This window comes from Pseudomonas sp. W15Feb9B (assembly GCF_000828175.1).
In the GTDB taxonomy this organism is placed as follows: Bacteria; Pseudomonadota; Gammaproteobacteria; order Pseudomonadales; family Pseudomonadaceae; genus Aquipseudomonas; species Aquipseudomonas parakoreensis.
In genome coordinates, this window is sequence record NZ_JTKF01000005.1 from 242892 (window position 1) to 254982 (window position 12091).

Genomic DNA, 12091 nt, shown 5'->3' on the forward strand with positions numbered 1-12091 from the left:
TTTCTTATGTTTTTGTTATGACCCGTTTCGCCGGGCGAGCACTTCTTGAACTATCGAGCGAGTCTATTTGTGGCGAGGGAGCTTGCTCCCGCTGGCTGCGCAGCAGCCCAAATCTGGTGAGCGCTACGCACTCAAGCGGGAGCAAGCTCCCTCGCCACAGGTTCGGTGCCAAGCATTAACGCGAGTTGCTTTTCGGGCCTTGTCCGAACGCCTCATCCACCCGCGCCAGATCCTGTTCGTTCAAGGTCCCCGCGTAGTAATGCAGCTTGGTCCAGGCCATCAAATAGTCATAGCGCGCCTGAGCCAGATCGCGGCGGGTAGTAAAAAGTTGCTGTTCGGCGTTCAGCGCGTCGAGGTTCGTCCGTTCACCGCCAAGAATGCTTTGCTTGGTCGACACCACCAGCGCTTCAGCCGACGCCAGGGCCTTCTGATAGGCACGCAACTTGTTGACGCCAGACAGGCAGGCGCTGAACTGGCGGCGCAGTTCGATCAAGGTTTCGCGGGTCTTGCCGTCGAGTTCGTATTCCGCCTGCTCCATGGTGCGGCTGGCCTGACGGGTCGAGGCCGACACCCCGCCACCGGCATACAGTGGCACGTTGACTTCAAAGCCGATGGTATTGGTGTCATAGCGCTGGTTATAGGTGTTGCCGCTGTCCGATTCAGTCTTGCGGATCGACGCATAGGCACTGACTTTCGGCAGGTGCCCGGCGCGGTTGCGCTCGACTTCGTACTTGGCCACTTCTACCGCTTGCCGTTGCGACGCCAGGTTGGGGTTGTTGCTGATCGCCAGCTCATGCCAGGTGTCATAGTTGGCCGGCATCAACGCGAAAGTCTGGAAGTTCTGATCCAGCGGTGCCAGCTCGCTGATGTCCACCGTCTGCACGCCGACCAGCGCCCCCAGTTCACGCAGCGCGGCGTCCTGCTCATTGCGCGCCTCGATCTCTTCGGCAGTCGCCAGTTCATAGCGCGACTCGGCTTCCAGAATGTCGGTGCGCGTGCCCTCGCCCTGCTTGAACATGTGTTCGTTCTGCTGGAACTGCTGCTCGTAAGCCTTCTTCTTGGCCTGGGCGATATCGATCTGATCCTGGGCGAACAAGGCCTTGGTGTAGTTGTCCAGCACCCGTACCAGCAGCTCCTGACTCTTGCCGCGAAACGCCTCGTCGGCGAACAGCGACTGCGCCACGCCTTTGCGATACGCCGCGTAGGCTTCGTAGTCGAGCAACGGTTGCTGCAAGGTCAGGGTCGAGCCGTAGCTATTGTAGTTGCGGTCTTCGGTCAGGTTGCCGCGAGCGGTCAGTTGCGTGGCCTTCGAGGTGTTGTGACCCCGGTTGTAGTTGTAACCCAGTCTTGGCAACAGCCCGGCGCGGCCGATGGTGCGGTTTTCCAGGCCCGCGTCGCGCTCCTTGATCGCGCCGAGGAACACCGGATCGTTGCGCAATGCCTGTTCGTAGACCTCGAATGGCCCCATCGCCGCCAGCGCGCTGTTTCCTGCGAGCAGCGCGAACGCCGCCCCCAACATCGAAAGCTTATTCATACAGCCGAACATCCTTATTCTTCAGTCAACGCAGAGCCAGCGCGATCGAGCAATGGTTTGAACAGGTAGTTGAGCAGTGAACGTTCGCCCGTGCGCACGAACATTTCCGCCGGCATACCGGGCTTGATCACCAGGCCGTGGAGTTTTTCCATCGCCTGATCACTGACGCTGCTGCGCAACACGTAGTACGGCACGCCGGTTTTCTCGTCGACCATCTGGTCGGCGGAAATCAGGCTGACCTCACCCGGCACGCGCGGGGTCTTGCTCTGGTTGAACGCGGTAAACAGGATATCGACCGGCAGATGCGTGCCGACCTTGTCGATCAAGTTGATCGGCAAGTGCCCTTCGACTTCCAGGGTGGTGCCTTGCGGGACGATCTCCAGCAAGGTTTCGCCCTGACGCACCACGGCGCCTTCGGTGTGCACGCCAAGGTTGACCGCCACGCCGTCGGCGGTGGCGAGGATCTCGCTGTGCTGCAGGTCGAAACCGGCCGAAGTCAGTTGCTCCGACAGGGTCACGCTTTTGAGCTGCGCGTCGGCCAGTTGCGTGCGCACTTCTTTCTGATATTCCTCGCCATGTTGTTGCAGCTTCAGCCGCGATTCGAGGATGCCCTGCTCCACCCGGCCGCTTTCACCGGTGTTTTCCGCCAGTTGCTGCTGCACTTGCGACAGCTGCCGCTGGTACTCCATCAAGCGGTTGCGCGGGATGTAGCCGTTGTCCGCCAGCGGCTGCAGGTTGCTCAGTTGTTGCTGCAGCGAATCGGCCTGGGCGTTGAGGTCGGTGCGGGCGCGACGCATGCCCGCCAGTTGCGCGGTGGCACCTTCGATGCTGGCACGCAGGCCGGCCTGCTCGCGGTAAAACGCTTCACGGCGGCTGCTGAACAGTTGACGCTGGCCTTCAAGGACCAGCGCCAGACGCGGATCCGGATCATTGCTCAACTCTGCCGGAAAGGTCACCTGCTTGAGGTTATCGCGCTCGGCCTGCCAGCGTGCGAGGCTGGCCCAGGCCATGCGGTACTGGGCTTGCAGCGACTGCACGTCGGCCGCGACCTGGGTCTGGTCGAGGCGGAACAGTGGCTGGCCCTGTTTCACGCTCTCGCCTTCGCGCACCAGAATCCGGCTGACCACGCCGGCACTCATTGACTGCACGGCTTTGCGCTTGCCCGACACCACCACGGTGCCCTGCACCGGAATGCCTTGATCCAGCGGCGCCAGTGCGGCCCAGGTGAAGAAACTGCCGGCGCCGACGATGGCCAGAATCCAGCCCATGCGCGCGAAGAATTTCGCATCGCGCTCCGGGCGCTCGGTGACGTATGCGTGTTCCATGGAGGCTTCGTTTTCAGTGTTCATGCTGGCGCTGCTCATACACCCGAATTCCTTGTCGTGGGCTGGTACTGCCGGCTCATGCTGAGCCCGCCCGGTGCCTGCGCAGATTTTTCCCGTGATTGTTCCTGAGCGCCGGACAGCGCCTTGAGTACGTCCTGACTGTTGCCGAATGCCTGCAGACGACCGTCGTTGAGCACCAGCAACTTGTCGGCCTGGGCCAGTACCGAAGAGCGGTGTGTGACCAGCACCACGGTAGTGCCCTTGGCTTTGAGCTGGGCGATGGCGCTGGCCAGCGCGGCCTCACCGACGGTGTCGAGATTGGAGTTCGGCTCATCGAGCACCACCAGGCTCGGGTCGCCATACAGGGCGCGCGCCAATGCGACACGCTGCTTCTGTCCGCCGGACAGACCGCTGCCGTCCTCGCCCAACTGTGTGTCATAACCTTGCGGCATCCGCAGAATCATCTCGTGCACGCCAGCCTGTTGCGCGGCAGCCACGACCTTTTCCGGGTTGGCTTCACTGAACCGGGCAATGTTTTCGGCGATGCTGCCGCTGAACAGTTCGATGTCTTGTGGCAGGTAGCCGATATAGGGGCCGAGCTCGTCGCGGTTCCAGCGATGGATGTCGGCACCGTCCAGGCGCACGGTGCCACCCAGGGTCGGCCACACGCCGACCAGCACTCGGGCCAGGGTCGACTTGCCGGACCCGGAAGCACCGAGCACGCCCAGCACTTCGCCCGCGCCAATCGCGAAGTTGACCATATGCAGGGTCGCCGCGCGTTGCCCCGGAGGGCCGGCACTGACTTGCTCAAAGGCAATCTGGCCTTTTGGCGCAGGCAACGCCATGGCCTCGTCGCTCGGCGGGAACGCCTGCAGCAACGCATCCAGACGGCGGTAGGCGAGCTTCGCCCCGCTCCACTGTTTCCAGACGGCGATCAACTGATCGATCGGGCTCAACACGCGGCCCATCAGGATCGAACCGGCGATCATCATCCCGGCAGTCATGTCGCCCTTGATCACCAGCAACGCGCCGAGCCCCAGCACCAGCGATTGCAGGCACAGGCGCAGGGTTTTACTGATCGAGCTGATCACCGCACCGGTGTCGCTGGCCTGGTTCTGCAGACCGAGGAAGCGCGAATGCACGCCGAACCAGCGCTTGCGCAACGCACCGAGCATGCCCATGGCTTGAATGGTTTCCGCGTTGTGCAGGTGACTGGTCGCCAGTTGACTGGATTTCTGCGAGTAACCGGCAGCTTCGCCCAGCGGCTTCCTGGTCATGTATTCGTTGAGGCACGCCAGCGCGATCAGCAGCAGCGCACCCGCCGTGGCGAGGACCCCGAGCCAGACGTTGAACAGGTAAATCACGAACAGATAGACCGGGAACCACGGCGCGTCGAAAAACGCGAACAGGGCTGGCCCGGTGACAAATTGGCGAATGTGGGTCAGGTCGCCCAGCGATTGCCCGGCATTACCCTCGCCCTTGAACAGGTTGCGTTCGAACGCTGCCTGATACACCCGCAGGTTGAAGCGGCGCTCCAGTTGGCTGCCGATGCGGATCACGATGAAACTGCGCACCACTTCCAGCATGCCGATGAAGGCAAAGAAGCCGACCACCATCAAGGACAGCATCGCCAGGGTGGTTTCGTTCTGCGAAGACAGCACGCGGTCGTAGACCTGCAGCATATAAATGGAGGGCACCAGCATCAGCACGTTAATCAGTGCGGTAAAGCACCCGACGCTGATCAGAATGCTTTTATAGTCACCCAGAGCCTTGAATAAGGGAGCGGTGGCTGGGGCCTTCGCCATCTTCATTGATTATTCCTGAATGTAATCCCCGCCATTCTTTGGCGAGACGCTTCTATTAATTATCCGTGCACAGACCGGACGGGTTCTTGCAACTTGCACTTACACTTCAATAACAACTTTCAACAGTTCAACGCCACTCGTTGCATTGAGCTGTTGCTTATAACTGCAACATCAAACCTTATAGTCAACGGTTCAGTCGGTGGCGTTGTTCACAGCTGCGGTGTATGGCGCGTCAGCGTAATCACCAGTCCCGACTTCAAAGTGCTCAGATAAAGCCCATCACGTTGTCGGCTGAAGAACTGGATTCTTGAACCTTCCTTGCCGGTGATCGACAGGCCGTCCGGATCAGGAAACCAGCCGACTGGCGCTTGCTCAAGCCATGCCCCCAGGCATTCGGCGCCCTTGCCCAGTGTCTGATTGGGTTCCAGATCGATCAGACAGGTGTTCGAGGGTTTATCCTGCAATGCCTGCGCCTCTGGGGCGTCATCGGGCGCAGTCAGAATCGCCTGCCACTGCCCGGCGAACACGGAGGGGTCTTCAAGTCTGAGGCTGCTTGCCATGGTTGCTTCTCCAGAAATCATGATCAGCGCCGCCGAAAGCCACGCCATTCCCTTGTAGGTAAAAACTTTACGGATCATCAGAAAATTCGCTCCGGCACCTAGCCTTGCCCAGCCATCAACACGATGCAAGCAAAGAAAGCGACGCATGAAGCGCCGCTTTCCCGTTTACATCACGCCACGATGTCGCTGGTCGCTGCCTGGCCAACGGTGCTGACCTGGAAGTCCGCCACGCCGTGCCCGGAGAAGTCCACCGACAACAGGCTGTTGCCGCCCGACGAGGTCAGGATCGCGTCGCCGGCCGAACCGGTGAAGCTGCTGACAAAGTGCAGGCCGGACCCGTTGGTGATGGCGCTCAGGTCGATTTTGTCCAGACCGCTGACGAAATCGAGGATCTGATCGATTGCACCCGGCTTGGAGTCGGAACTGGAGGCGAACACGAAAGTGTCCGAACCCGAACCGCCCCACAGTTTGTCCGCACCACCGGCACCGTAGATGATGTCGTTGCCGGCACCGCCCTTGAGCTCGTTGGACGCACTGTTGCCGATCAGCAGGTCGTTGCCCGAACCGCCGATGGCGTTCTCGATGGTCACGCCCTTGGCGATGGATACGTTACCGATCATGCCACCCACGTCAGAGAACGAGGCTTCATTGAGGTTGATCTTCTGGTTCTGGGTGAAACCCGAGAAGTCGAAGGTGTCCTTGCCGCCCGCATCCCACACCGAGAACACCAGCTTGTCGCTCGACGACGAGGCGCTGAGGAAATCGCGACCGGCGTTGGAGTTGAAGCCGTAGGTGGTGTCACCGGTACGGGTCGTCAGGTTGGCGCCGTACAGCTTCTGGATCGCGGCAATGTCGTCCATCAGCGGGCCGGAGGCATAGGCTTCCACACCGCCCTTGCTGAAGTTCTGGGCGGTGTTGCTTTCACTCCAGTAACTCATGAGGCTGTAACCGCGGGTGTCTTGCCCGTAGGAAGCATCCTTGTAAGTCGGGTTGCCTTCGCCGGCGTTGTAGTCGCCAGGGTGAGACAGGCCCAGGGTGTGGCCGATTTCGTGCGTCAGGGTCTGACGCCCGTAATTGTTCAGACCCGGGGTTTTGTTGACGTCGTAGCCACTGCCGGTCAGGTACCAGGACTGACCGTCATAACCTGGCTCGGTGCCTGGCAGGAACGCAAACGCCGCCGCGCCTTCCTGGCCGCCGCTGTAGTTGCCGAAGGTCATGTGACCGTCGCCACCACGGGAAGCTTCGGTGAACGTCACGTTGGCGACATCCGCCCAGGATTGCATGGCGAGCACGGCCTGGGCCTTCTGCAGGGAGCTGAACTGACTGAAACCGGTGACGCCCAGACCGCTGAAGTTAGCGGTTTTGGCGGTCAGAAAAGTGTAGGTCAGTTCGATCTTGCCGCTGTTGTCGAGGTCGTGCCAGGAAGCACCGTCTCGCAGCAGTTGGGTGGCGGCTTGATCCACCGAGAAGGAGGGTTTGCCATTGACCGTGAGGTTGCCGCCACGATCGTATTGATGGCTGAAGCTATTGATCTGATTCCAGGCGGAACTGGTTGCCGCCAGAGACTGCACTGCACCCACAGGCACGAATGTGTCTGCGGTGATATCAATAGCGTTAGCTTTTACTTTCGACATAAACACACTTCCTTGTTTAGCAATGGAACAGTTTTTGTCAGATAGCGACGATCCCTGGCGAGATCGTCCTATCACTCGCCCAATGAAGGCGTAACGAACCTGACACAATTTGAAATCTGTCGTAAAGGATTTTTTTGAGATCCAATCTGGCTGTTCCGGGAAACTCCCGTAAACAATGCGCGCGGGGTCGAAAGAATATTTTAACGGGCGGGGCCTTGCCTAATTGTCTGACGATTTTCTATTTAAATATTAAATATGGCTAAGTTGCTTTTTGTTAGATACGTCTCACTTTTCCGCACTTTATTAGTGCAATGAGACTGTATTGATATCAACCAAATGGCACACCCAGACTGTCGGCGCTGACGAGTGAAACGAGGCTGCGATCTCTTGACTTTGCTTTCTGAACAGACAAGATCAAAAGATCGTAGCGTCGTTGTGCTCGACAACCGCAGATCACAGATTCGTGACCGATGGTCAGGCTTGCAGCCTGGTAAAGATCGTTTCTTTACCAGAGAGAATCCCGATCTGCTGGAGGACATCGTTGACGGTGCCCCAAACAGCAAGATCCTCATTTGTGGTTTTACTGTCCAAGGTACGACGCAATGAGAGCAGCACGTTCAATCGGCTGACTGCCAAGTCATCAGAAGTCGTTCCCTTGTCGATAATGCGCCGAGCGGCTTGATTGATTTGCTCTTCAACGTAAGCCCGCAGATCTGACTTCGTCATGATGTAGCTCCTTTGCAGACGAGATGTGGATGAAGCATCACCCTACAAACGCCGTCGCGAAAGTTCTACTGTCAGATCTATCAGGTAGACGCACGAAGAAATCGGCGCGAATACTGGAAAAGCACCCTGATTTGCGTTAACTGCCGGTACGGATTTTGTTCCACACCCGCGTGCGAATCCGGTCGATGTTCAGCGGCATCGCCTCCAGCGCAAACAGCTTGCCCATCATCTCCGGGCTCGGATAGACCTTGGTGTCACTTTTGATGGCCGGGTCGATAAGTCCGTCGGCCTGCTGGTTGCCATTGGCGTAGTGCACGTAATTGCTGATGCCGGCCATCACGTCCGGGCGCAACAGGTAGTTCATGAACGCGTAACCGGCCTTCTCGTCCGGCGCATCGGCGGGCATGGCGACCATGTCGAACCAGATTGCCGCGCCCTCTTTGGGAATCGCGTAACCAATGTCGATGCCGTTCTTCGCTTCTTTGGCGCGATTTTCCGCTTGCAGGATGTCGCCGGAAAAGCCGACCGCCACGCAAATGTCGCCATTGGCCAGGTCGCTGGTGTACTTCGAGGAGTGGAAGTAGCTGACATACGGCCGCACTTTCATCAGCAGTGCTTCGGCTTTCTTGTAATCCTCGGGGTTCTTGCTATGCGGTGGCAAACCCAGGTAGTTGAGTGCCGCCGGCAACAATTCCGGACCGTTGTCGAGGATCGCGACACCGCACTTCTGCAGCTTTTCCATGTACTCGGGTTTGAAAATCAGGTCCCAGGAATCCACCGGCGCGTTGTCGCCCAGCACCGCTTTGACCTTGGCGACGTTGTAGCCGATCCCGGTACTGCCCCACAGGTACGGAAAACCGTGCTCGTTATCCGGGTCATTGACCTGCAAGGCCTTGAGCAACACCGGGTTGAGGTTCTTCCAGTTCGGCAACTGGCTCTTGTCGAGCTTCTTCAGCGCCCCGCCCTGGATCTGCCGCGCCATGAAGTGGTTGGACGGGAACACGACGTCGTAACCGGATTTACCGGTCATCAACTTGCCGTCGAGGGTTTCGTTGCTGTCATAGACGTCGTAGGTGACGCCGATGCCGGTGTCTTTCTGAAAGTTTTTCGTGGTATCCGGCGCGATGTAATCGGACCAGTTGTAAATCTTCACCGTTTCGGCGGCATGGCTAATGGAGGCAGCCAGCAGCAGCGGCGCCAGAGCGAGGGTTTTCTGGATCATGAGGTGATTCCTGTGGTGGCTATTTTTGTTGGCAGGCAATCAAAGGATCAAACAATCAGAAAATAAGGACGTAGGTCTTGCGCACCGTCTCCTGGATATCCCAGATACCGAGCGTGTTGGCCGGCAACATCAGTGCGTCGCCACCTTGTATGTGCAGGGTTTCACCGCCGTCGTCCGGGGTGAACGTGCAACGCCCGGAAATGAAATGGCAGAACTCCTGCGCGGTGATCTGCCGGCGCCAGCGCCCCGGGGTGCATTCCCAGACGCCGGTTTCGACGCCGTCGTCGCGCTCGACGCTGGTGGTCGAGGCCATCGCGACCGGCTCGCCGATCGGCACGGCGACCGGGTTGGATTCGTCCAGTTGCAGGCTGGCGGTGTTCTTGAACTGCGTAATGCTCATGGGTGTGACCTGTCTTGTGAAGAAAACGGCGGTTAGTGCATGAAACCTTCCATGAAGCCCGCGACTTGACTGGCGAGCTTGCGCCGCCACGGTGCGGTGGCCGGATTGGCCAGGGTCTGGTCTTCGTGGACAAAACTTTTGATGATCGCGTTGTAACCGAGCCAGCGGCACGGTTCCGGCTCCCAGGCGCGCAACGCATGAATCCCGCCGTCCTGCAGCACCCACGGCTGGTGCACCAGTTCGGTGTCGCGCTCCAGAATCAGATCGGCCAGGGTGCGGCCGCCGAGGTTGCTGGCACCCACGCCTTCCCCGCCATAACCGCCGGACAACGCGATGCCATTGGCCCGATCGCAAAGCATGTGCGGCTTGAAATGCCGTGACATGCCGAGGTTGCCGCCCCACGCGTGGGTGATTTGCACGTTTTTCAGTTGCGGGAAAAGCTCGCCGAACAGATAGCGCCGCAGTTCGACTTCATCGCGGGTCAGATCGAAGTTGTGGCGCAACTTGCCGGCGAACTGGTAGCCCCCGCGAGCGCCGAAGATCAGGCGATTATCGGCACTGCGCTGGCCATAAGTGACCTGACGGCTGAACTCGCTGAAGGCCTGGCCACGGTTGAGGCCGATTTCATCCCAGGTCGCAGCCGACAGCGGTTCGGTGGCGACAATCAGACTTTGCACCGGCAACTGATAGCGGCCCAGCGGCGGCAGCGTTACCGAATAGCCTTCAACGGCCGGCACGATCCAGCGGCTGCGCACACTGGCCCTGGCCGTGCGCAAACTACCGGACTGCCAGTGCGTGACCGGGCTGTTTTCGTAGATTTTCACGCCCATGTTCTGCACGGTACGCGCCAGACCGCGCACCAGCTTCGCCGGGTGAATCGTCGCCACGTGCGGCGCATAGATGCCGCCGTAGGGTTTTGCCACGCGAATCTGTTGCGCCAGTTGTTCGGGGCCCAGCCAGCGGTAATCGTTGTCGGTCAGGCCTTGGGCGTGCAGTTTGTCGAGGTATTCGCGCAGGCTGGCTTCCTGTTCCGGGTAGCGAGCGGCGCAGTACAGCACCCCGCCCTTGCGATAATCGCAGTCGATACCCTCACGTTCGAGGACAACTTCCACTTCATCGGGGATGCTGTGCAGCAGATCAAAAGAGGCGCGGCGTTGTTGTGGCGAGAGGCCGGCGAGCAGTCGATCCTCGCCCAGCAGATTGCCCATCAGCCAGCCACCATTGCGCCCGGACGCACCAAAACCGGCGGTTTGCGCCTCGATGATGGCGATATCCAGACCCGGCGCGAGTTTTTTCAGGTAGTACGCGGTCCACAGCCCGGTGTAGCCGGCGCCGATGATGGCGACGTCGACATCCAGATCCTGTTCCAGCGCCGGCCGCGCGATCAGCGGCTCGTCGAGTTGATCCATCCACAAACTGATAGTGCGCCACGCCGGCATGCAAGACTCCGCCACTGAAAACCTTCGATGGCGTCGATCCTAGTGCGAGTCTTCAACGGCTGTCTTGCGCGCGTGCCCGCAAAGAAATTTGTTTGGCGTAGGCCTTCGGCGACTGGCCGGTGTGCTGGCGAAAGCAACTGTAGAATGCCGACAGCGAGTTGAAACCGGCGGCAAATGCCAGTTCATCGATACGCAGCGGTGGCGTGGCGTGATCCAGTGACTTGAGCAAATGCTGCAGGCGCGCCTGGTTGACGTATCGATAGAAGCTCTGCCCCAGCACCTGATTGAGCAGGTAGGAAATCTGATTGCGGCTGTACCCGCACTCCTTCGCCACCCGTTGCAGATCCAGCTCGGGATCGAGGTAAGGCTGTTGCCGTTCGAAATATTGCTGCAGGTCTTCGGCCATGAAACTGATCTGGCGCGGTGACAGGCCCAGTCGACTCACTGCCGGACGCTGGCTGGGAGCGACGGTGCCACTGGTTGGCGTGCGAACCAGCGAGGCGTATTCGTTGACCCGCCAGATCAGGCCGTCCTTCACCGTGATCGCTTCACTGGAACGAAACGACACCAGTCCGTCGCCACCGCGCAAGGTCACTTCGTACTGAATGTAGGCAGTGTTGCCATCCACGCGGATCCGGTCGCAATGCTCCAGCGCTTCGTCGGATTCTCGCGGCATGCTGACACGCACGTACTCACGTAACTCATCAAAACCGAGCACCCGGTTCTGAAAGAAATCGTTGTACTGAACGTCCGGGTGGTACAACGCCATGACGCTGTCCAGGTCGCGATGTTTCCAGCTCAAGTGATAGCGCATGACCGTAGCGGCCGTGGCCGGGGTCTGTTCTGGGCCGTCGTCGTCGACATGCATAAAGGGCTCTGCGCAAAAGCACCGAGCTTGCCCAACTTCATCCAGACGATCAATCAGTAAACCGTAGTGGCCTTTTGGCGAAGAGTGAATGAGGCGTGACTTACATCAAAAAATGCGCAGCAATCGCAAAATGAACTGAAAAAGCTCACGGAAAATTCACATGCGGATGCTACTTTTAACGTCACTGACCGGTTGAGCCAATGAAGGCTCTTCCCACCTAACATGAGCAAAAGGAATCGCTCGATGAAGAAGGCGGGCAACACATGAATAAAGGTTCCAGTAAAGTCACTTTCCCCAACGCGTGCCAGTTGATGCGCTGGCATTTTCATCCAATGGGTTTTGAAGCGACGATGGATGCGCCGTGCAGCATGATTGCCCGACTGTTCGATCGTGCCAGCGGTGAGACCATGATCGCCATCGCCGGCATTCCCTGCGCCACGGTGATGAACGCGGCCGATGTCGAACGAATCATCGAAGCCGTGGAAGACGAACTGGAGACTTTCATTCCTCCGGAATCTCTCAAGAATTACGCTTAACCTTTTGTTTTTAATGAAAAAGCCCGCCAATTCCGGCGGGCT

At 59.0% G+C, this 12091-nt stretch carries 11 protein-coding genes; 1 reads left to right on the forward strand and 10 read right to left on the reverse strand.

The window, feature by feature from the left end:
* Window positions 1-175: 175 nt before the first annotated feature.
* The 10 genes from OC71_RS03380 to OC71_RS03425 all read right to left on the reverse strand — a co-directional run bounded on the left by OC71_RS03380 (window position 176) and on the right by OC71_RS03425 (window position 11513).
* Window positions 176-1546 carry a TolC family outer membrane protein gene (locus OC71_RS03380; RefSeq protein ID WP_041064167.1) on the reverse strand — a complete coding sequence of 457 codons (1371 nt, stop codon included), beginning with the start codon at window positions 1544-1546 and terminating at the stop codon, window positions 176-178.
* A 2-nt stretch (window positions 1547-1548) separates the two neighbouring features.
* Complete coding sequence (locus OC71_RS03385) at window positions 1549-2898, reverse strand: HlyD family type I secretion periplasmic adaptor subunit (RefSeq protein WP_041064170.1); 1350 nt, start codon at window positions 2896-2898, stop codon at window positions 1549-1551.
* Window positions 2895-4670 carry a type I secretion system permease/ATPase gene (locus tag OC71_RS03390; protein WP_041064173.1) on the reverse strand — a complete coding sequence of 592 codons (1776 nt, stop codon included), beginning with the start codon at window positions 4668-4670 and terminating at the stop codon, window positions 2895-2897. Before OC71_RS03390 ends, OC71_RS03385 begins: the two co-directional genes overlap by 4 nt.
* A gap of 203 nt (window positions 4671-4873) precedes the next feature.
* Complete coding sequence (locus OC71_RS03395) at window positions 4874-5302, reverse strand: AprI/Inh family metalloprotease inhibitor (protein ID WP_152620430.1); 429 nt, start codon at window positions 5300-5302, stop codon at window positions 4874-4876.
* 92 nt (window positions 5303-5394) lie between these two features.
* The gene (locus OC71_RS03400) at window positions 5395-6858 is read right to left on the reverse strand and encodes a serralysin family metalloprotease (protein ID WP_041064176.1); all 1464 of its coding nucleotides are present in this window, start codon (window positions 6856-6858) and stop codon (window positions 5395-5397) included.
* Window positions 6859-7332: 474 nt separating this feature from the next.
* Entirely contained in the window at window positions 7333-7584 is a 252-nt protein-coding gene (locus OC71_RS03405) for a hypothetical protein (RefSeq protein WP_041064179.1), read from the reverse strand.
* Between the two features lie 136 nt (window positions 7585-7720).
* Complete coding sequence (locus OC71_RS03410) at window positions 7721-8806, reverse strand: polyamine ABC transporter substrate-binding protein (protein WP_041064182.1); 1086 nt, start codon at window positions 8804-8806, stop codon at window positions 7721-7723.
* A 55-nt stretch (window positions 8807-8861) separates the two neighbouring features.
* Window positions 8862-9206, reverse strand: coding sequence for a cupin domain-containing protein (locus tag OC71_RS03415; RefSeq protein WP_041064185.1), 345 nt, complete (start codon window positions 9204-9206; stop codon window positions 8862-8864).
* A 32-nt stretch (window positions 9207-9238) separates the two neighbouring features.
* Window positions 9239-10645, reverse strand: coding sequence for an FAD-binding oxidoreductase (locus OC71_RS03420; RefSeq protein ID WP_041064188.1), 1407 nt, complete (start codon window positions 10643-10645; stop codon window positions 9239-9241).
* A 52-nt stretch (window positions 10646-10697) separates the two neighbouring features.
* Complete coding sequence (locus tag OC71_RS03425) at window positions 10698-11513, reverse strand: AraC family transcriptional regulator (RefSeq protein ID WP_041064192.1); 816 nt, start codon at window positions 11511-11513, stop codon at window positions 10698-10700.
* A gap of 263 nt (window positions 11514-11776) precedes the next feature.
* On the opposite strand from OC71_RS03425, the gene OC71_RS03430 reads away from it, so the two are divergent.
* Window positions 11777-12049 (forward strand): DUF1652 domain-containing protein, encoded by a 273-nt coding sequence (locus OC71_RS03430; RefSeq protein WP_041064195.1) that lies wholly within the window; start codon window positions 11777-11779, stop codon window positions 12047-12049.
* Window positions 12050-12091: the final 42 nt, after the last annotated feature.